Origin of the sequence: Ligilactobacillus animalis (assembly GCF_009933595.1) — a bacterium.
Lineage (GTDB): Bacteria > Bacillota > Bacilli > Lactobacillales > Lactobacillaceae > Ligilactobacillus > Ligilactobacillus animalis.
Genome location: NZ_CP047141.1, coordinates 439,132 through 461,032, shown reverse-complemented (window position 1 = coordinate 461,032; position 21,901 = coordinate 439,132). Strand labels below are relative to the sequence as shown.

General features: G+C 40.7%; 19 protein-coding genes. 9 read left to right on the top strand and 10 right to left on the bottom strand.

Going from position 1 to position 21,901, the window contains the following annotated elements; translation table 11 throughout:
- Nucleotides 1–8 precede the first annotated feature (8 nt).
- A complete protein-coding gene (locus GSR62_RS02125) occupies nt 9–2,885 on the top strand; it encodes a YfhO family protein (protein ID WP_066023482.1) in 2,877 nt (958 codons plus the stop codon).
- A gap of 73 nt (nt 2,886–2,958) precedes the next feature.
- Here the strand turns inward: GSR62_RS02125 and wecB are convergent, their stop codons facing one another.
- Nucleotides 2,959–4,101, bottom strand: a complete 1,143-nt coding sequence (gene wecB, locus GSR62_RS02120; RefSeq protein WP_066023483.1) for a non-hydrolyzing UDP-N-acetylglucosamine 2-epimerase — start codon at nt 4,099–4,101, stop codon at nt 2,959–2,961.
- 128 nt (nt 4,102–4,229) lie between these two features.
- Between wecB and GSR62_RS02115 the strand changes: the two genes are divergently transcribed.
- Nucleotides 4,230–5,465, top strand: a complete 1,236-nt coding sequence (locus tag GSR62_RS02115) for an aminopeptidase (protein ID WP_066023484.1) — start codon at nt 4,230–4,232, stop codon at nt 5,463–5,465.
- A gap of 78 nt (nt 5,466–5,543) precedes the next feature.
- Here the strand turns inward: GSR62_RS02115 and GSR62_RS02110 are convergent, their stop codons facing one another.
- From GSR62_RS02110 to GSR62_RS02095, 4 genes are all read right to left on the bottom strand, one after another.
- Entirely contained in the window at nt 5,544–5,774 is a 231-nt protein-coding gene (locus GSR62_RS02110; protein WP_035448413.1) for a cytochrome b5 domain-containing protein, read from the bottom strand.
- Between the two features lie 82 nt (nt 5,775–5,856).
- The gene (locus tag GSR62_RS02105; protein ID WP_029507289.1) at nt 5,857–6,039 is read right to left on the bottom strand and encodes a hypothetical protein; all 183 of its coding nucleotides are present in this window, start codon (nt 6,037–6,039) and stop codon (nt 5,857–5,859) included.
- A gap of 155 nt (nt 6,040–6,194) precedes the next feature.
- Nucleotides 6,195–6,899, bottom strand: coding sequence for an aggregation-promoting factor (apf, locus tag GSR62_RS02100; RefSeq protein WP_066023485.1), 705 nt, complete (start codon nt 6,897–6,899; stop codon nt 6,195–6,197).
- 588 nt (nt 6,900–7,487) lie between these two features.
- Nucleotides 7,488–8,195 (bottom strand): TVP38/TMEM64 family protein, encoded by a 708-nt coding sequence (locus GSR62_RS02095; RefSeq protein ID WP_010688461.1) that lies wholly within the window; start codon nt 8,193–8,195, stop codon nt 7,488–7,490.
- Nucleotides 8,196–8,483: 288 nt separating this feature from the next.
- On the opposite strand from GSR62_RS02095, the gene GSR62_RS02090 reads away from it, so the two are divergent.
- The gene (locus GSR62_RS02090; RefSeq protein ID WP_052006364.1) at nt 8,484–9,035 is read left to right on the top strand and encodes a hypothetical protein; all 552 of its coding nucleotides are present in this window, start codon (nt 8,484–8,486) and stop codon (nt 9,033–9,035) included.
- A gap of 75 nt (nt 9,036–9,110) precedes the next feature.
- Here GSR62_RS02090 and gdhA read toward each other — a convergent pair whose 3' ends face one another.
- Nucleotides 9,111–10,445, bottom strand: coding sequence for an NADP-specific glutamate dehydrogenase (gene gdhA, locus GSR62_RS02085; protein ID WP_035448421.1), 1,335 nt, complete (start codon nt 10,443–10,445; stop codon nt 9,111–9,113).
- A gap of 356 nt (nt 10,446–10,801) precedes the next feature.
- On the opposite strand from gdhA, the gene mscL reads away from it, so the two are divergent.
- From mscL to GSR62_RS02055, 6 genes are all read left to right on the top strand, one after another.
- A complete protein-coding gene (gene mscL / locus GSR62_RS02080; protein WP_010688464.1) occupies nt 10,802–11,179 on the top strand; it encodes a large-conductance mechanosensitive channel protein MscL in 378 nt (125 codons plus the stop codon).
- Between the two features lie 57 nt (nt 11,180–11,236).
- A complete protein-coding gene (locus GSR62_RS02075) occupies nt 11,237–12,160 on the top strand; it encodes a diacylglycerol/lipid kinase family protein (protein WP_066023486.1) in 924 nt (307 codons plus the stop codon).
- A gap of 66 nt (nt 12,161–12,226) precedes the next feature.
- Complete coding sequence (locus GSR62_RS02070; RefSeq protein WP_066023487.1) at nt 12,227–13,066, top strand: YitT family protein; 840 nt, start codon at nt 12,227–12,229, stop codon at nt 13,064–13,066.
- Nucleotides 13,067–13,182: 116 nt separating this feature from the next.
- Nucleotides 13,183–13,680, top strand: coding sequence for a TetR/AcrR family transcriptional regulator (locus GSR62_RS02065; protein ID WP_010688472.1), 498 nt, complete (start codon nt 13,183–13,185; stop codon nt 13,678–13,680).
- Nucleotides 13,681–13,696: 16 nt separating this feature from the next.
- Nucleotides 13,697–14,758, top strand: coding sequence for an ABC transporter permease (locus tag GSR62_RS02060; protein WP_066023488.1), 1,062 nt, complete (start codon nt 13,697–13,699; stop codon nt 14,756–14,758).
- Nucleotides 14,759–14,762: 4 nt separating this feature from the next.
- On the top strand, nt 14,763–15,437 hold the full coding sequence (locus GSR62_RS02055; RefSeq protein WP_066023489.1) for an ABC transporter ATP-binding protein: 675 nt from the start codon (nt 14,763–14,765) through the stop codon (nt 15,435–15,437).
- 46 nt (nt 15,438–15,483) lie between these two features.
- Here the strand turns inward: GSR62_RS02055 and guaB are convergent, their stop codons facing one another.
- The 4 genes from guaB to GSR62_RS02035 form a co-directional block, all read right to left on the bottom strand.
- Nucleotides 15,484–16,971 (bottom strand): IMP dehydrogenase, encoded by a 1,488-nt coding sequence (guaB, locus tag GSR62_RS02050; protein WP_010688477.1) that lies wholly within the window; start codon nt 16,969–16,971, stop codon nt 15,484–15,486.
- A 122-nt stretch (nt 16,972–17,093) separates the two neighbouring features.
- A complete protein-coding gene (locus tag GSR62_RS02045; protein WP_066023490.1) occupies nt 17,094–19,940 on the bottom strand; it encodes a DUF3427 domain-containing protein in 2,847 nt (948 codons plus the stop codon).
- Complete coding sequence (locus tag GSR62_RS02040; protein WP_005917899.1) at nt 19,937–20,338, bottom strand: (deoxy)nucleoside triphosphate pyrophosphohydrolase; 402 nt, start codon at nt 20,336–20,338, stop codon at nt 19,937–19,939. The genes GSR62_RS02045 and GSR62_RS02040 overlap by 4 nt, the downstream gene beginning before the upstream one ends.
- An 88-nt stretch (nt 20,339–20,426) precedes the next feature.
- On the bottom strand, nt 20,427–21,767 hold the full coding sequence (locus GSR62_RS02035) for a hemolysin family protein (RefSeq protein ID WP_066023491.1): 1,341 nt from the start codon (nt 21,765–21,767) through the stop codon (nt 20,427–20,429).
- Between the last annotated feature and the right edge of the window lie 134 nt (nt 21,768–21,901).

The following is a 21,901-nucleotide window of genomic DNA, read 5'->3' as shown; positions in this document are numbered from 1 at the left end:
TGACTGCTTTGAATTTTTCCTTTGAGAAAAAACAGTTAAAACATCTGTATTTGACCTATACTTTGGCCTTCTTACTGGTTTCATTTTTTGTCTATGGAACTTATTTGATCACTGGATACGCCTTGATCTGGCATTTAGATGGTGCTAATCAACATCTGCCTTTACTGGAACAATACCGCGAGCTGGTCTTAAACTTTTTCAAAGATCCTAGTCAGGGGATAACTCAATGGGCGTGGAACTTTGGCTTGGGAAGTGATGCTTTTCAAGTCTATTCCTACTATAATATTGGAGATATTTTCACCTATATCGCTCTACTATTTCCTAAAAGTCAGCTGGCTTTAGCTTTTCAATTGACGATCATCTTGCGGTTATACTGTGCGGGATTGGCCTTTTGTTATCTAGCTAAGCATTTTGACTTTGGACGTTGGACGATCGTTGCCGGAGCATTGGTCTATCTTTTTAATGCCTTTTTGCTCTATTCAAATGTCGCGCAACCCTTCTTTACGACCCCGTTTATCCTCTTTCCACTGATAATCGTGGCGTTAGAAGCAGTTTTGCAAAAACATTCTTACTTACCTTTGATCCTCGTTTTTACTTGGATGCTGATCAGTAGCTTTTACTTTGCCTATGTCTTAGGGATCGGAGCCATGCTCTACTTGGTATTACGCTTTTGGACACACTATCGTCGGCTCTATCAGCCAAAAGATATTTTCCGGGTCATCTTCAATTTAGGCCTGGTGACACTGACCAGTTTGTTGTGTGCCAGTATCATGCTCATCCCTGAGATCTTGGCTGTTAAAAACTCGACTCGTTCAGGGGGCGCATTTGCTAATGGCTTGACGTTTTATCCCCCCTATTACTACTTAGCACTGCCAAGTCAGCTGATCAATGGAGCTAACCGTGATTTTTACTTTTGGAGCGCGCTAGGATTTGCTAGCTTGGCGTTTTTTGCGCTCGTTTATATCGTATGTGAACGCAAAAAATATCCGCTATTATTTGGGAGCTTTTTGCTGAGTTTTATCATGTTGCTCTTTCCATTTTTCGGCGCAGTTTTTAACGGGATGCTTGCACCGTCAAATCGGTGGACTTTGCTAACATGTTTACCGATGGCCTTAGCAGTTTGTTGCTTGATAAAAAATAGCCACAAGCTCACACAAAAGAGCTTAAAAAGCTTTACGTATAGCCTACTGATCTATGTAGCCTATATTGGCGTGACTTATCTATTCCAAAATGATGAAAAACTCTTCATCCCGGTCGTCTTTTTATTTATCTTTTGGAGTATTTTGATCGCTTCAAACATGCCCAAGATCCGCTCAAAATTACCAGCCCACCTATTATTATGGGCCTTGATCGCTAATGTCTGCTTTAATGCTATCTACTTTGAAGCACCCTATAACGGTGGCTATGCGACCGAAATGTTACCCGCTGGTGCCTATAAGACTTTAAAAAATGAGCGTTTCTTTGGTTTAGACAAAGCGTTGCCCGATCCGCAAACTGATTTTTACCGGATCTCGACTTTGAGCAAGAATTATGAATTGGGTTCAGATTACCATCTCTACAATGTTTTAGGTTCTAAACTCTATTCGATCAATTCATACTACTCACTTCAAACTAAGTCCTTAGGCGATTTTTCAAATGTGATGCAAAACTCACAGTATGAAGCTAATATTCCCTTGGGCCAAGTTTCTGACCGAACAGTATTGAATAATTTCTTAGGCGTCCGCTATCTGTTTGCCTTGCCCAACCAGCCTAACGCTAATAAAATCCCTTATGGTTATGAGCTGGCTAAGACGACCCAAAAGCTCACTGATCCAAATGGAAATAGTAAAAAAGATCAACAAACTTTGCTCTATCAAACAAAAAATGCTTTTCCACTGTTGTATCTCCAGTCTAAAGCGATCGCTACTTCGACTGCTGATAAATTAAATCCCACCCAACGTGAACGGGCTTTAGCTTTAGGGGTCGTGGTCGATGATAAGCTAGCTAAAAATTATCCTACAACGACCATCACTTCTGAAGTCGTTGAAGTCCCTTATCGTTTGATCTCAAGCCGGGGAACGGTGATCTCACACCAAGACCTTGTAAAACAAGATAGTGATGAGACCTACCAGATCATATTAGAAGAACCCGAAAAGTACGGTGCAGGCGAATTACATTTTGATTTTTCTCAGATCAAATACACGCCTTTCACATTTAGTGAGCAGTTAGCTTTGGAAAAACGCAAGCAAATTAACGATCTGACCCAAGGGATCTTAGCGAAAAATGAACTTCTAAGTTCCTACAAATATTTCCGTTACCACATCCTACAAGGATTGCCGGACAACAGTTTTTCACTTAGTGTAACTTCAGACCTTGGGCAAGAAAAACTCTTCCAGCCTAAGCAAAACGCTTTATCATTTTATAAGACTGTTACTCAGGGTACTTTAAATAGTGGCTATTTCAAAGAATTACCTGCAAGTTTGACTTTGACGCCATCTAAACTTGGAACATATAGTTTTAAATTAAAGATCTACGTTGAAAAGCTGGGCACTAGCTATGATAAGCAAGTCCAACAACTCCAAAAACAGGCTTTACAAGATGTCAAATTGACCAAAAATGGTGTTAGCGGTAATATTACCGCCACCAAAAAAGGGATCTTGACGTCTTCGATCCCGTACTCAAAGGGCTGGGAAGTTACGGTCGATGGTAAAAAACGCACCGTCATCAAGACTAATCATGCTTTTATCGGGACGACCTTAACTAAGGGAAAACACCACGTAATTTTTACTTACCACTTACCTGGCTTAAAGATCGGGGCTTTATTATCAGCACTAGGGCTGCTATTATATGCTAGCTTAGGCCTTTTCGCATTTCTGAAAAATAAAAAAGCCACTAAAACCGTATAAATAGTAAAGGACCCATCATGATGCATTTGCATCGTGATGGGTCCTTTGTCAGTTAGTTATTTAATGCTTTTTATCAACTAAAATCCTGTGGTCGGTCAGCCAACTGACCAAAGTGGTAGGCGATTGCATCTAAGATCCGCCGACTAGCTTGCCCATCACCATATGGATTTTTAGCTTGTGCCATTTGTTGATACTGGTTCTCATCTTCTAGCAACGCCGTCATTTCACGTTTGACGTTTTCGTATTCAGTCCCGACTAACTTAAGCGTTCCAGCTGCGATTCCTTCCGGACGTTCGGTCGTATCGCGCAAGACCAATACAGGTTTGCCCAAGGATGGAGCTTCTTCTTGGACCCCACCAGAATCACTCATGATAAAATGGCTTCGGGCTGCCAAATTGTGAAAATCAACAACATCTAGTGGGTCGATCAAATGGACGCGCTCGACCCCATCAAAGGCAGCATGGGCTAATTTTTGCACCGTGGGACTGAGATGGACGGGATAAATGATCTCGGTATCAGGATGCTTGGCCACAACATCTTTCATCGCCTTAAAGACTTGTTCCATCGGTTTACCTTGATTTTCCCGGCGATGCATCGTTACTAAAATAACTTTTTTAGAAAAATCAACTTTTTCCAAGATATCATGTTGATAATCTTGAGCAACCGTTTGCTTTAAGGCATCGATCGCCGTATTTCCCGTCACATAAACTTGCTCTACAGGATGATTTTCTTGTAATAAATTTTCTTTACTTTGCAGAGTCGGCGCAAAATACAGATCGCTCAAAACATCGGTCAACTGCCGGTTCATCTCCTCGGGATAAGGCGAATACTTATTCCAAGTCCGTAACCCTGCTTCAACGTGACCGATCGCAGTTTTATTGTAAAAGGCCGCTAAACTAGCAGCAAAAGTCGTTGTTGTATCACCATGAACTAAGATGATATCCGGTTTTTCGGCTTGGATCACTTGTTCTAAACGATTCATCACATTAGTCGTGATCGTTGTGATCGTCTGATCTGGTTGCATCACATCAAGGTCATAGTCAGGGGTGATCTCAAAAATTTCGAGTACTTGATCTAACATTTCACGGTGCTGAGCTGTCACAGTGACAACAGTCTCAAATTCAGCCGCACGTTTTTTTAATTCTAAAATCAATGGTGCCATCTTGATCGCTTCTGGACGAGTTCCAAAAATTGGCATCACTTTAAGCTTTTTCACGTACATCACTTCCTAAAAGTTTTGTATTTCATCTTATTATAACAATAGTTAAGCTCAAACAAAAATTTAATTGTACCTTAATTCAAGCTACTTATGGTATTATAGATAAAAAATAAGGAGGAATTTTTATGGCCATTGCAAATTTCGAACATAAACTCGCCCAATATGCTCACTTGATCATAAAAACGGGGGTCAACATTCAACCTGGACAAACTGTTGTCCTATATATCTCAGTGACGCAACAACAATTAGCTCATTTGATCGTCAAAGAAGCCTATGCTGCTGGAGCAAATGAAGTTATCGTTAAATGGAATGATACCTTCACTAGCCGGCAATTTTTAGCCCATGCTTCAGAAGAACGCCTAGAAAACATTCCAGCCTACGTAAGCGCTGAAGCAGATTATATCGTGGATAAGCATGCCGCACGGATATCAGTGATCTCTGAAGACCCCGATGCATTTAGTGGGATCGACCCCAAACGGATCGCTAAAAACCAGGCTGCGATGGGAAAAGCTCTTTTAAATGTACGTAAAGCGACCCAAAACAATGACCTTACCTGGACTGTCGTTGCTGCTTCAGATGTAGCTTGGGCCAAAAAAGTTTTCCCTGATCTAAGTGATACTGAATCTGTCGACCGTCTTTGGGAGGAGATCTTTAAGACTTGTCGGATCGATCAAAAAGACCCGATCAAAGCGTGGCAAGAACACGATCAAACCTTGAGTAATAAAGCTAAATGGCTCAATGACGAACAATTCGTGGCTCTCCACTACACTTCCCCTAAGACCGACTTGACTATTGGATTACCTAAAAACCATATTTGGGAAGGTGCTGGTAGCTTTAGTGTCGAGGGGATCGAATTTATGGCTAATATGCCAACTGAAGAGGTCTTCACTGCGGCTGATAAAGATCGGATCGACGGCTATGTCACTTCGACTAAACCACTTAGCTATGCAGGCAATATTCTAGAAGATATCAAGTTTACATTCAAAGCTGGTCATGTAACTAAGATCGAAGCTAGCTCCGGACAAGATATCTTAGAACATTTAGTCGAAACTGATGCTGGGGCTAGCTCCCTTGGTGAAGTAGCACTTGTTCCCGACCCTTCACCGATCTCACGTTCAGGGATCGTCTTTTTCAACACTTTATTTGATGAAAATGCCAGCAACCACTTAGCGTTAGGAAGTGCCTATCCTTTCAGTATCCAGGATGGAACTACGATGGATGATGAAGCATTGGCAGCGGCTGGACTAAATCTCAGCCAGATCCACGTCGATTTCATGATGGGTTCAGCTGACATGAATATTGACGGCATCCGTGCTGATGGTACAAAAGCCCCGATCTTTAGAAACGGTGACTGGGCTTAATTTCAGCACAAAAAACACCCTTGATCTCTAAAAATGAGCACAAAAAAGGAAGGCTAAAAAACCTTCCTTTTTTTTGTATTATTTTAGTGTACCAACTTTAGGTAATTTAGTTAGGACTGCTTTTTCGTGGGGAGCATGGGCGATCGCAGCACTGAGATCGTTACCAGCTGTGTTCCCGTGGTGCTTGCCACCCTTCCAAGCAGGTACTGCAGTAACATCATAGACAACACCATCGATTGCAACATAAGCTGGACGTCCATCTTGCCCGTCATATTGCGCTAACTGGGTCAAATCAAATTCTTTTTCCATACAGATCCCTCCAATTAATAATTAGCTCTTTCATTCTAACATTACCACATTGCGCTTTATAGACCAAATAATTTGTTTTATCTTACCCTAATAAGACTACGCGAATCAAAAGATACCCTCCGACCATCAGTGCCAACACACCGATGACAAATAAGATAACTTTCATTATGATCGACTCTTTTTCGTGCATATTGACCGCACTAATGATCATCAACAACCCAAACAAACATACCAACAGAATAATTAGCGTTGTTGAAAGTCGCATATCCTCACCTCAAGTTACTAAATATTTCATCATTTAAAATTATAATACTTTCCTTGGAAGTTTTCATGAAAATTAAGCTCATTTAGTGAAAGTTTAAAAATAACACAAAAAGACTAGAACGAGCCTAGTCTTTTAAAACTTATTATTATTTTATCTTAGTACCAGCCGTTTTGTAACCAGTGTTGTTTAGCGTTTGTCCAAGAACCGTAACGTGAAGATACGTAGTTGTTAGCAACACGTTCTTGGTTTTCAGCTGAGTAGTCACCGTTCAAGTATGAAGCTGATAATTGGTATTTACCGATGTATTGACCGTTTGTTACTGTGTAAGAACCACCGGATTCCTTACCTGCGATCCATTCGCGAGCAGCTGCTTCATCACCGTTACCGGTCGTATTTGTTGTTTGTTGTTGAGTAGCTGTGTAGCTTTGACCTTGTGCTGCTTGTTGAACTGCTGCTGCTTGGGCTGCTTGTTGTGCTGCAGCTTGAGCTTGAGCGGCTGCTTGGGCTTGTGCTTGCGCTGCTTGTTGTGCTTCAACTGCTGCTTGAGCTTGGGCTTGAGCCACTTGTTGAGCTTGGTCAGCTTGAGTTGTTTGTGTTGGTTGAGCAGCTACAACTGGTGCTTGTTCAACTGTTTGTGCTTGACCGCCAACTTCGATCTTTTGACCTGGGAAGATCAAGTTGATGTTTTCTAAGTTGTTTAATTGTTGAAGAGCTTCAACTGTTGTGTTATTACGCAATGCGATGTGTGAAAGTGTATCACCTGCATTAACTGTTACTGTATCTGCATTTGCGGCAGCTGCTGTAGCAGCGGTAAAACCTACGACTGTTGCGGCTGACAATAAAACCTTATTTAAATTCATAAAATATATTCACTCCTGTAAAATTCTTCTACTTATATGTTTTTAAATTCAATTATTTATTTTTCTAATAACATCCAAAGCTCAAAGCTTTTTAGCTCCCTGCGAGCTAACAATGAATAGTATACGGATTGTTTGTGACATTAAAGTACCAAAAACTTTACCTAAAATGGAGGTTATGTAATATTTGTTACATTTCGTAATATTTAGTAACAAAACTTTTGTACTAAAATTATCTATGTTTAAACTCAAGCCCGTAATAGCGCCGTTCTTACCTTTTACAAGTTTTATGACAAAAAAAGCCGATTTTTTACCAATTCTGACCAAATTTTTTTGAAAAAATTCGAAAAAAATTTTTTCAACGGCCAAAAAACGGTTATTTTTTCGAAAATTCCGCTTTTTTAGCCATTCTTGTTACATTCATGAAATAGTGTAACACCCATAACGAACATAAGTTCGTATTTTTGGTCGAGATTTTATCTTAACTTCCACTTGTTGCCAAATATTTATGACAAAAATGCGTCATTTAGCGCAAAATATAAAAAAATCAGGCAGTGGTCTGACCCACTACCTGATCTTTACTACTATACATTAATTAGTTTTTTTAGCATCATGCTTTTTACGATAGAAAGTAACACCACCCACTACCAGTAAGATAATGCACAATGCACTGACGATCAACCGGAGATCATTTCCCTTAAAAATGGCATCCCCACCAAAAGCATATAAAAATGATGTCGGTAAAACACCGATCACGATACATAAGAATTGCTTTCTAAAATCCATCTTCAAACGAACTCCCATATAATTGACTAAAAACGATGGGATGATCGGGATCATATAGCCTAGGATCAATGCGACCATTTTGTTCTTAAAATGAGCCAAGCGCTCTAAGATCCGATTAGGGTGCTTAGTTTCCTTATTAAAATCATGATTTTCATCAAACTTAGTAAAAAAGCCAGCTACTAGTGCATTTCCTAGTGAATTGCCTGTAATATTCATCAATAATCCGATAACAGGCCCAAAACAAACACCATTAAAAATACAGATAACTGAACTTGAGAGTGCTGGCACAGCCGAAGTGACCGCCGTCAATAAAATCAACAATAGTGCATCTTTAGGACCACGATCACGAAATGTATGCATCAAAACACTCTTATCATGTTTAGGATCTAAAAATTGTAAATACTGCGCTTCGTTATTTTTGAAAATAATATAGATCAGTACTGCTGCCAAAACGATCCCTAAACCACTTAAACAATATAATAATTTGCGATGTCTAATGTGTAACTCGGTCATCTCGCTTCCCCTACCTTATCTTTCTTTAGTTTAAGTTTAACAATTAATTTAAGAAAGTTCCAGTTACTCAAAATGTCCACTTAGTATAATCTACATATTATAGGTAGAAACTCGAAAAAAACACCTTTCTTATCCCATTGATATTATCGCTTCAATAACATCTAAAATAATATAGTTATATTTGTAACTGTCCCCATTCAAAGGTACAATATTAATTTTTTTAGATTTGTACTCGATATCCCCCTTTATATAATGAAAATATATCTTAAAAGAAAGCAGGTTTTTTTAATGAAAAACAAGTTTTTTATTGCATTTTTAAGTGTATTTTTCCTTTTTGGTTTAACAGCCTGTTCTAATGATAAAGCAAAGGATACTGCAAGTAGTTCTTCTAGCAGTTCTACCAGTTCCAGTAGTGCTAAAAGTTTGAGCAGTAAAGCCAGTTCGACCAGTAAAAACTCACTTTCACGTGCTAGATCAACCAAAGGCAACTCCGCAGACTTTGCTTTAATGATCAAAACTGCCCAAAGTCAGATCCCAGCCCTTAAAGCTCAGCTCAACGGCGAAAATGATACTTTTAAAGATATCGCGATCGATGAAGGTGAAGATAGTACGATCATTTACACCTATACTTTTTCTCAACCACAAAATATCAATCTTGATAATGAAGCTTTAAAACAAGTTTTGATCCCAGAAGTTGAGCCTTTATTAAATAGGGCTAAGGCCATTGCACCCGATGTTAAGGTCTTGGTAAAATACGATAATCCTGATGGCAGCAATCTCGCTACGATCTCGGTCACCCAAGCTGATATTGAAGCAGCCAAAGCAACTACACAAGAATAAATCCTAAATAACGAGGGGCCCACCACGATACAGTGATGGGCCCCTCGTTTGCTGTATTTATAAGCTATCGTTTCATTAATAGATACCTTGTGCTTCCATTGCTGTAGCGACTTTCTTGAAGCCCGCAATATTAGCTCCCAAAACAAAATCATCTTCATAGCCGTATTCTTTAGCAGCCTGTTTGATATTTTGATAGATCTTTTGCATGATCTCTTTTAATTTTTCATCCGTCTGTTCAAAGGTCCAACTCAAACGTTCTGAGTTTTGGCTCATTTCCAGCGCTGAAACAGCGACTCCACCAGCATTAGCCGCTTTACCAGGAACAAATAAAACACCATGCTCTTGTAAGTATTTTGTTGCTTCTAAGGTCGTTGGCATGTTAGCCCCTTCTGCCACAGCTAGGACCCCATTTTCGACTAACTGTTTTGCGTCAGCCAAATGTAATTCATTTTGGGTCGCACACGGTAGCGCTACATCAGCTTTAACGCTCCAAACACCATGTCCCTCATGATATTTAGCCGAAGCACGCTTGGCCACATATTCTGTCAAACGCGCCCGTTTAACTTCTTTTACTTCTTGTAATAAAGCGACATCGATCCCCGCTGGATCATGGACCCAACCGGTCGAATCTGAACAAGTTACAACCTTAGCGCCAAGTTCTTGCGCTTTCTTGATCGCATAGATCGCCACATTACCGGCACCTGAAACAGTTACTGTTTTACCACGTAGACTTTGATCGTGATCTTTTAGTAATTCATCGACCAAATACAATAAACCGTAACCTGTCGCTTCTGTTCGGGCTAAAGAACCACCGTATTCGAGTCCTTTGCCCGTCAAGACACCTTCATAGACACCCTTTAAGCGCTTGTATTGGCCGAAAAGATAGCCGATCTCACGTGCCCCAGTTCCGATATCACCAGCTGGTACGTCCATATCAGCCCCGATATATTTAGCTAGTTCAGTCATAAAGCTTTGACAAAATGCCATGATCTCGCGGTCTGATTTTCCCTTAGGATCAAAGTCACACCCACCTTTACCGCCACCAATTGGTAAGCCAGTCAAAGCATTTTTAAAGATCTGTTCAAAGCCCAAAAACTTGATGATACTTAGGTCAACTGAAGGGTGCAACCGTAAACCACCCTTATATGGTCCGATCGCATTGTTGAATTGAACTCGATATGCATTATTGACTTGTGTTTGACCTGCATCATCGACCCAAGCGACCCGGAAAAGCAATTGCCGATCAGGGGTGGTCAAACGTTCCAAGATCGCTTGCTTACGATACTTTTCCTCGTCGCGCTCGATCACTGGTCGAAGCGATTCTAAAACCTCTTCGACCGCCTGCTTGAACTCAGCTTGTTCTGGATTTTGCTTTGCTACACGTGCTAAAACTTCATCGACATATCCCATCTCTTATCTCTACTATTAAATAAACGTAGAAAAATACATTACTGTATTTTGAAAGACTTTAATAGTTTTTCCTTTCTTGAAGATCGTAGTATTTGGTGGCATCTACGTTTGACTTTCTGCTGCTCAAATTCTATTTCTAATTCTACCCTAATGTATATTTAAAATTCAAGTCCTATTCCCCAAATTAAACTCATATTAAAGTTTAAAAACTAATTTGTTATATTTTTGCATCTATACATAATTCACTCCAGACAAAAGTTGAATTTTTTCAAGGCTTTTAGCTTGTTTTATTTAGATATATTAGCTAAACTTAAAAATATCTTGATTGCAACCAATTTGTACTGGAGGTGAAATTAATGTTAAAGGAATTTAAAGAATTTATTGGCCGAGGTAATGTTTTAGACTTAGCTGTCGGGGTTATCATCGGTAGCGCATTTACTGCAATCGTTAACTCACTTGTTACTAACTTGATCAATCCGTTTATCGGGTTATTCCTCGGTAAAATCGACCTTTCTGATCTTCAACTTGCGATCGGCGGTACGACCTTCAAATTTGGGGTCTTCTTGAACGCCGTGATCAACTTCTTGATCATTGCTTTTGTTGTCTTCTTGATCGTTAAAGCAGTCAATAAAGTTATGCCTAAGAAAGTCGAAGAAGAAGTTGAAGAGACTGGTCCAGAACCAGAGATCGAACTTTTATCTGAAATTCGTGATTTATTGAAAGATAAAAAATAAACATTGATCCTCCAAATTAAGGTATACTTATCAAGAACCTTAATTTGGAGGCTTTTTATGCATCATTTTATTATCAACCCCTGTGCTGGCAATGGATGCGCTCGGAAAAGTTGGCCTAAAATACAAAAGCAATTACACCAACTAAATGTAAAGTATAGCTACTATTTGACCACATCAAGTACAGATCTAAAACAGCACCTACGCCGGCAAGCACAGCTAAAGCCAACTACTATCTTTGTGATCTTAGGTGGTGATGGTACGCTTTATCACTCCTTAAATGCCGTAGCCTTTCCCACCAAATTAGATGTTACTTTAGGATACATCCCCTGTGGCTCTGGCAACGATTTTGCCAAAGCCGCTCAGATCTCTAACGACCCCAACAAATCTTTAGCTCAGCTCTTAGCTCAAAAAACGCCCCATACGCTTGATCTAGGATACTTTAAGACTTCAAATCATACTGGTGTTTTCTCAAATAATTTAGGGCTTGGCTTTGATGCCCGGATCGTCGAAATGACGAATAATTCACGTTTAAAAAAGCAGCTAAATAAATTACACTTAGGTAAATTCGCCTATGCTGCTTGTTTTTTCAAAGCGCTCAGACGCCAAAAAGCATTCGAAGTGACGGTGGTATCGCCGGATTTTCCAGCTAAAAATTTTTCACATGCCTTTTTGTGTACGATCACTGATCAACCGTATTTTGGCGGTGGTGTTGAGCTTTTCCCCAAAGCACGATTAGATGATGGAAACCTTACCTTGGTCGTGATCGAAAAAAAGAATTTATTAAATTTCTTAAGCATCTTTTTATTGATGCTTTTACCCGGAACTTATCATCTTCAGGCCCGCTCACTTAGCTTCTATATAACTAAACAGCTTGAACTGACCACTACTGCCCCCCAGATCATTCAAGTTAATGGAGAAACATTTACCTTTCCACCAGGCGACTTACGCTTAGAAATAAAGCAACAAAAATTTATATTTTAAAAAATATAGCTATTTTTTCTTGAATACGTTAAACTTGTATTATCAAATAAATACGGGGGAATATTCGTGAAAAAAAGATTAGTCCAAACACCTTGGTTTTATTGGCTCGTTTTAGTCATTGCGCTAGAATTGATTGCCATTTCAGTCAACTTCTTCTATGCCCCGATCAATATTGCGGCCGGTGGAGCAACGGGACTTGCAATCTTGTTAGACGCTACTTTTGGGATCAATCGCTCGTTGACAGTTTTACTCATCAATTTACTGATGATCTTAGCTGCTTGGTTATTGCTCGACAAAAAGACTGTTAAAAATATCATCTATGGTAGTTTCCTTTTACCACTGTTAATGTATATCACTCCCAGTCAAAAGATAATTGAAGATGATCTATTAGCCGTGATCGTTGGCGGAGCCGTCTTTGCGCTCGGGGTAGCTGCCCTTTATCGGATCAACGCTTCCAGTGGCGGGACAACTGTTCCACCGATGATCTTTAAAAAGTATTTCCATATCAATCCTGCGTTTTCACTTTTAGCGATCGATATGCTAGTCACCTTTTTTAATATCTTTGTTTCCGGTTTGAATGCCTTTTTCATGGCTTCATTTTCACTGGTCATCACCTCGATCGTCATGCGTTATACCGAAGCTGGTCTTGACCACAAATATCAGATCCAAGTGATGAGTCAAACTAAACTCCCTGAGATCAAAAAAATGCTCGAATCTGAAGACCATGCCATGACGATCTTCAATGTTCGTGGTGGTTATTCAGCTAACGAAAAAGAATTATTGATGGCGGTCATCGACAATCAAAGCTACGGTCCATTACTAGCTGCGATCCATGATATTGATCCCGATGCTTTTATCATCGCTTCAAACGTTGTTAAAGTTCACGGTGGGACATTTGGGATCTAGTTTTTCAAAAGTTATGTTGCGACATAGCTTTTTTATTTTACCCAACGTTGACAACGTGTCACTTTATTGTTATGCTTAGAGCGTAAATTACTTTTATACTTTTAAGGAGGTACACTATGGTTTCACCGACATTCAAAAATCTTGCCCCTGAAAAAAAAGAGCGCATCAATGCTGCTCTCTTGACGGAATTTTCCACTTATCCACTAAAAGACGCCCAAGTCGCCCGGATCGTCAAAGATGCTCAGATCGCGCGCGGGGCTTTTTACAAATATTTCACTGACTTAAACGAAGCTTATGACTATCTTTACCACTTAGCGCTAGTTGATATCCATGCCGATCTTAAGTCAAGTTCACCGCAAGCGCTCCTCAACGCAACGCGCGCTTTTATCACGGCTTCACTAAAAAGCCCCTATTACGATCTGCTCAAGTTACATTTGACTGTAAATGAATTACCTTTAGCTTTTGCCGACCCTAGCCTTTCTGCTACTCGCTGGGCGTTAGCGACTTTGAGCCATCAAGCCTTAAGAGAAGCCTTAAATGACCCGCAAAATAAAGAACTCTATCTTGAGCGCTTGGAGAAAAGCATTGCCTTGCTTTCTCCCCTAGATAACTAAGAAAGGAAGTTTCACTATGTATCTAGCACTAAAAGAGATCAAACATGAAAAGATCCGTTATTCATTGATCATCGCGATGGTCGTTTTGATCAGCTATCTCGTCTTTATCCTGACCGGTCTTGCGCTCGGATTGGCGCACGAAAATACTTATGCGATCAAAAGTTGGGATTTTGAAAAGATCGCCTTGAACCGTGATGCCGATGTCAATTTGCGTCAATCACTGCTCACAAAAGAGCAGATAAACGAACTTAAATTGACTAAAAATGAAGCCGTGATCGGACAAGCCCCCATCATTGTCAAAGAAAAGGGACGCCAAAAACTCTCGGCTACATTTGTTGGGCTAGAGAGATCTCAGTTCGTCTATCAACAATTAAAAGCAAGCTCGGGGCATCTTCCCAAAACTAAGCAAGAAGTCGTCGTCGATGATAGTTTCAAAAATGACGGCTATAAACTTGGAGATAAAGTATATTTCAACTCCCAAACAACACCCTATACGATCACTGGCTTTATAAAAAATGCCAAGTTAAATGTTTTACCCGTTGTCTATGGTTCACTAACTGCTTGGTCTGAACTAAAAAACGTTGGTCCTAACTTTGCTGCCAGCGGGGTCTTATCCAAAGATCCTGATTTTAAAGTCACTGATCCGCAACTGCAAGTGGCCACACAACAAGCTTTGATCGATAAATTACCTGGCTACAGTGCTCAAAATAGCACTTTTACCTTTATGATCGCTTTTTTGATGATCATCTCTTTGATCGTGATCGCCGTTTTCTTATATATCATCACGATCCAAAAACTCCCCAACTACGCAGTCTTGCGGGTCCAAGGGATCGATAACAAAGTCTTAATCCAAAATACGATCGGGCAATCTTTTATCTTAGTCGTTACAGGCTTGATCATTGGAGCTTTGCTGACCTTAGCTACCGCCCTGGTGATCCCAGCAAATGTTCCGATGACTTTTGATCTAAAATTCTTAAGTCTAGTTTCTGTCGGACTCGTTTTAACATCAGTTTTGGGTTCCTTGATCCCAGTCAGAGCGATCTTGCGGATCGATCCAGCCCAAGCGATCGGAGGTTGATTTTATGTCAGTAATTGAATTTAAAAATGTTAACAAATATTTTGGCAGTGGTTCAGCTAAAGTTCATGCCCTTAAAGATATCGATTTTTCAGCTGATAAAGGTGAATTTGTCTTGATCTTAGGGCCTTCTGGTTCAGGGAAAAGTACTTTTTTAACAATTGCCGGTAACATTTTAAGTCCTAGTAGTGGCTCTGTTTTGATCAATGGAAAAGAGATCGCTACCTATAGCAACAAAGAAAGAGAACAACTCCGCTTGAATCAGATCGGTTTTGTTTTACAAGCTCATAATCTCGTTCCTTATTTAACGCTCAAAGAACAGTTTGAACTGGTCGATCGCGTCAAAAAGACGGGCAATCTAAGTCCAGCCGAACTTGAACGGCTGTTAGCTCACCTTGAGATCGCTGAACTCAAAGATAAATATCCCAATGAACTTTCCGGTGGTCAAAGTCAACGCGCTGCGATCGCCCGGGCGCTCTACACTGACCCGGAGATCGTTTTAGCCGATGAACCAACGGCTGCGCTCGATAGTCAGCGCGTCAAAAAAGTTGGTACGATCTTACAAGCCTTAGCTAAGCAACAAAATAAAGCCGTCATTACTGTAACGCATGATCTTCGCTTGATCGAACAAGCCGACAAGATCTATGAACTGACGGACGGACAATTAGTTCAAAAAAAATAAGCCTAAAAAAAACGCCAGTAACGGCGTTTTTTTTTAGGCTTTTAAATTAACGAGTTGAATAGTTTGGCGCTTCTTTTGTGATCTGAACATCGTGTGGATGTGATTCACGTAATCCAGCACCTGTGATCTGAACAAATTGAGCATTGTCGTTTAGATCTTTCAAGTCAGCTGCGCCTACGTAACCCATACCAGCACGTAGACCACCATCCATTTGGTAGATAATATCGGCTACGCTACCTTTATAAGCAACACGGCCTTCGATCCCTTCTGGAACTAACTTGTTAGCTTCATTGACCCCACTTTGGAAGTAACGATCAGATGAACCGTGTGTTGAATCCATTGCGCCTAAGCTACCCATACCACGATATGTCTTGAAACGACGACCTTCGTAGATGATCGTTTCACCGGGTGCTTCATCAGTTCCGGCTAACATTGAACCTAACATAACAGCATTCCCACCAGCGGCGATCGCTTTGACGATCTCACCTGAATACTTGATACCACCGTCAGCAATGATCGTTTTACCATATTCACGCGCTACACTAGCAGCATCATAGATCGCTGTTAATTGTGGAACACCGACCCCGGCAACGATACGTGTTGTACAGATAGAGCCTGGTCCGATACCAACTTTAACGACATCAACACCGACATCAAACAATGCACGTGTGGCTTCAGCAGTAGCTACGTTTCCGGCGATCAAAGTTGCATCTGGGAAATGTTCTCTGATCTCTTTGATCTTGCGGATAACACCAGCTGAATGGCCATGAGCTGTATCAATGACTAAAGCATCAGCCCCAGCATTCAATAATGCAGTTGCACGTTCAAATGTATCACTTGTTACCCCCACAGCGGCAGCAACTAACAAACGCCCATGTTCATCTTTAGCGGCATCTGGGAATTCGACCACTTTTTCGATATCCTTGATCGTGATCAAACCAGTTAATTCGCCAGCTTCATTGACGATCGGTAATTTTTCGATCTTATGTTGTTGTAAGATCGCTTCAGCTTTTTCTAAAGAGGTTCCCTCTGGTGCAGTGATCAAGTTGCCCTTGGTCATAACTGCACCGATCTCAACATTGTGATCAGACACAAAACGAATGTCACGGTTTGTGATGATCCCACAGAATTTACGACTATCCATGGATTCAACGATCGGCACCCCGCTGATACGATACTTAGCCATCAAGCCTTCAGCTTCAGCTACCGTGTGCTTTGGTGTCAAGAAGAATGGATCAATGATAACGCCACTTTCAGAGCGTTTTACCTTGTTGACTTCATCTGCTTGTTGTTCGATCGTCATATTTTTATGGATAACACCTAAACCACCTTGGCGAGCCATTGCGATCGCCATTGAAGATTCAGTAACTGTATCCATACCAGCACTGATGATTGGGATATTTAATTTCAAATTTTTTGCGAGCTGAACACTCAAATCGACCTCATTTGGCAAAACATTACTTTCTGCCGGTATCAATAACACGTCATCAAACGTTAAACCTTTTTTTGTAAACTTAGTATCCCAATTGGACATCGTAAACTCTCCTTTGTTTTAAATTATTATATTGTATTATAATTTACAAAAAAATCTTTACAATTGCAAGTTTTTCTCACCTTATTTTTTGGAAAAATCTTTAATTTTACCGAAATTTTTTTCTAATCTTCGGGATCTACTGGAAACGCCTGGAGTTTTTCCAGCATTTCAAGCGGCAGTGGCTGTTCAAAGAGCAGATCCATCGCCACTGCTTTTTTAGGTTTATTTTTAGTACCTAGTTCAACTTCGCGTACACTTTTAGCGATGATCTTAGCTTCCCCTACATAGTAAAATTCAGCACCAAAAGCATCACTTGGCTTGATAAAGAGTGGCAACTTAACATATGGGTCCCCAGTTTTAACACCTGCTAAAAGTTCTTCTACCTCTTTTGACGCTAATGATCTAGGGCTTCGCGTATACCAGCGGATCGCACGGTCATCTGTCAAGACATTTTGATAACCCTGCTTTTCTTTTTGGTAGGTGATAAATATCGGGCACACATCATCGACCACACGATAACCATAGAGCGGGGCACTGATATCCTTAGGCCAATCTAACAAGCGACATACATCTTTACGCGTATATTTTTGATACAGTGTAAAACGCTTTTGCGCCTGATAAGCTTGACTCAGCAAAAGCCCCGTTTCAATAATATCTACAACGTGTTGTTTAAATGCTGGCTGCAACAATGCTTCACTAAATGCGCTACTTAGACGATATTTACCTTGTTCAAGTACGATCAAAGGTTTAGCACCATAGGTTTCAGAGCGTAATTTCTTGCCTGCTTTGACTTCAAAAAAGCGCAGTGACAAGATCGCATTTACCGAGTCCAAGACCGCATCATCCACATAGCATCCCGCTTTAGTCAAGCGTTCGCAATAGTCAGCTTGCGTCACTTCGGCTATCAATAATTGTTGTAACAGCAATAGTTCATGTTTACGCATTCCATTCATCAATTCTTTTTCTAGAAAAGCGATAACTTGTTTAGCGTAATGCGATAGTTCTTGCTTTACACCTAGCTTATCCAAAAAATCGGCATAGCTGACTAAGGTGTTACCTTGCGTAAAAATCTGCGGATCTAGTTGACTGCTCTGATAAAAATCGCGTCGCATCGGTATGCGCCCTAATTTTTGGGATAATTCAAAATAAGCTTCTTTTAGGTGCTTAAGTGAATCAAGTTTAGTTCTAGCGATCACAGCTAAGATCTTTTGATAGGCGATCTCATCAAAATTGATCGTGGATAGGCCATAGACGACCTGCTCTTTTAAGTCAGCGACCAAACGATCTTTATTCAAAGAACGATCATTTGTCAAAGCTTGGGGGATCAGATAGTTGTTTTGGTAGTTACCGATAAAATCTAAGATCAATGCGCTCGTTTTCCCGGGAAATAATCTCAATCCCCGGCCCAATTGTTGGGTAAAGACGATCTTTGAACGCGTATCGCGTAACAAAATTATCTGATCGACACAGGGAATATCGATCCCTTCATTGAAGATATCAACTGAGATCAAATATTTTACGGCACCCCTTTCTAAGCAGGCAACGGCTTGTTCTCTTTTAGCAACACTATCTTCATTGGTCAAGGCTTGACTCGGATACCCAGCAGCTGTAAAGGCTTCGGCCAGCGCTCTTGCTTCTTGTTGGCGGCTGCAAAAAACTAAGCCCCCCCGACTTTTAGTACTACCATAATATTCTAATTGCTTTAGAATATGGGCAACACGCTCAGGTGCAGCTAACTGCTTGAGCGGTGTCTTTTCGGTGATCATTTCGCCTTCATATTCATAGTCAGTCACACCTACATAGTCAAATGGACATAATAATTCAGCCGTCAAAGCTTCATCCAATGAGATCTCATAGGCTAGATTGTAATCAAAGCTACGATACACATTGAAATCATCCATGCGTTCTGGCGTTGCGGTCATCCCTAAGCAAAAGGCCGGCGTAAAATGATCCATCACTTTTTGAAAAATAGGTGCCCCTAAATGATGGGCTTCATCAAACAAGATGTAATCAAACTCAGTCGGCAAAAATTGAGCTAAGGCTTCGTCTTTAGCCAGTGATTGGACTGTAGCAAATAAATATTTAGCCTCAGTTTCATGCTTTTTACCAGAATATGTGCCAAAATCACTGGCTGGACCGCCGATGACTTTTTGAAAACTAGCTTTGGTCTTTTCTAAGATCTGTTCACGATGAACGACATACAAAAAGCGCTTAGGGGCATAAGCTTTAACATCAAAAGCACCTAAGTAAGTCTTCCCCGTTCCCGTAGCTGAAACGACTAATCCCTTAGTACTGCCCTGAGCTCGTAAATTAGCCAATTGCAGTAATGCTTCTTTTTGCATTCGATTAGGTAGCAGTTTTTCTTTTTTGGTAGCAGCTGGTCTCACTGGTGGACGGTAGCGTGCTTGATAAGCTACGATCCAGTCAGTAGTCAGATCAATTGCATCTTCAGCTAGTCGCTTCAAGATCTGCGCTAATTGTTGCGTAAAATCAGCTTGTTCTGCACTAGTCACCCGTAAAGTCAATTCACAGTTTTTCAATAAAGCATTTCGCGTAAAATTAGCACTTCCTACGTAAGCTGTTTGCTGTGGACCATGCCAAAAGAAATAACCTTTCATATGGAAAGCTTCCTTAGTCACGATCTTAGTCGTAACATTGGGTAACTTCAACAGCTCCGTAAACACAGCGGGCGCATTGAATCCCAAATAATCAGCCGTTAAGATCGTTCCGGTCACACCTTTTTTGGCTATACGGGCCAAAACAGCTTTTAGTGGCACTAACATATCAACGGTCAAAAAGGCTGGCGCTAGGACAAAATGATCACACGTCAATAATTCTTGTTGTAAGTGACTCCACAATGTCTCGGTCGGTTGATTAGTCAATAATTTAGGCACTGGCCCATCTAACTTAGGTGCATATTTGCTGTCATATAAACCAGCTAAGATCGCATTTTTAAATTCTTCACTCATTCAAATTTCCTCAGATCTGTTTGTTTGATGACCTCTAGAACTGGTTCAGAGGGCTTGAGCCAAGTAACACTTTCCAGTTGCTCTGGTGTCAACCACCGGTACTCACTAGCAGCCACCAATTTTAAATTATATGTCTTTAGTTTTGTCCAAAAGAAATCGATCTCTAACTCACCATACGGCGTCTCAAAATGCCGGGAAACATCGATCCGCTCCAACACTTCACACTGATCACCTAGTTCTTCGGCAACTTCTCTTTGACAAGCTTGCTTTGGTGTTTCTCCGGGTTCGAGTTTACCACCAGGGAATTCCCAAAAGCCTCCGCCAAGACGTTCATTTTTCCGCTTGGCAGCTAAGATCTTGCCCTCTGAAACGATCACAGCAGCTGCTACTTTTATCATTAGATCACCTCATCAAACTATATTTTGAGCAACTTTTTAGATTTTAAAAAAGAAGAAATCAAGTTTTTCCTTGATCTCTTCTCATTGTTTAACTCTCGGTTTTTTCTTCAGTTTCTTGGTGGGGGCTGACTTCCATCCATTCGATATAGTTTCGGCTAAAATCGGTAACTTTGATGTCAAAGTCGCCCAACGTAATGACGGTCCCCAATTCAACTTTATAATTTTCCAAAAGATAACCTGCGATCGTTACACTTTCAGCTTCTTGGAAATCATTGGTATAGAAATCAAAGAAGCGTTGGAAATCATAAAGAGTCGTCTTCCCTGAAACACGATAGGTCCCATCATGGTTATCCACGATATCTTCTTGGATCACATCATCAGCTTCATCACGCACCGTGCCAAATAGTTCTTCATAGATATCACGGTCAGTTACGATCCCACTAGTTCCACCGTATTCGTCTAACACAACTACGATCGGTGTTTGCTTTTGGACCATACTTTGCAGTAATTTTTGGATCGGAGTGACCTCTGGGACGGTAATGATCGTCCGCATCAATTTACTTACCCGAACTGTATCATCGACTTGAGCTTGACGGACCATATCATAGATATAGACATACCCCAAGATCTTATCCTTATCGTTATTAGCGACCACTGGATAACGCGTATACTTTTTATGCAGATACTTTTCGATCACATCATGTACTGTATCTGTGATATCAACGACCTCTAAACTCGTCCGGTCGACCATGATATCTTTAGCGACCTTATCGTTGAATTCAAAAGCACGTTGCATATATACAAAATCATCTTTATCGATCGCACCACCAGTCACCGCATTACGTGAAATACTCAAGATCTCACTTTGCGATAAGACATCCTGACCTTCACCAGCTGGTTTTAATCCGACTAAGCGCACGATCCCGGAAGCTGAGGCGTTCAGCAACCACACAAATGGGTAAAATGCCACGTGGAAGTAATGCAGTGGCGTTACAATGAACATCATCACTTTTAATGGCATATCGATACTGATATTTTTAGGCACGATCTCGGTCACGACCACTTCAAGATACGTTAAGATCACGACCCCTAAGATCGCACTGATCGCCACAGTTGTCGCATGGTTGATCGGCATGAAACCTAAAACATCCGTCAAGATCTTAGTCAAGGTATCAGCCCCGATCCAACCTAAAATGATCCCTGTTGTCGAGATCCCGACCTGGGTCGTTGAAAGATACTCATTCATGTTGGTGACCATCTTTAAGGCTAATTTAAGCTTCCGTTGGTTTCCTTCTCCATTCTCTAACGCACTTTCGATCGCACTTTTACGTACTGATACGATCGCAAACTCAGCCGCCACAAAGAAAGCAGCAAAATAAAAAACAATCAAGATGATGATCAGATTCGTTATCGCCTGACCACTAGACATATTAACTCCATCTCCATTCAAAAAATAGTTATCTTGTTTGATTCTGGCTCCCACAGCTCTATCACAGTAACAGTCAAAGTCCAGTCTCGTTTCTACTTATAGATAATCATATCATTTTTTTAAACAAAAAGCAC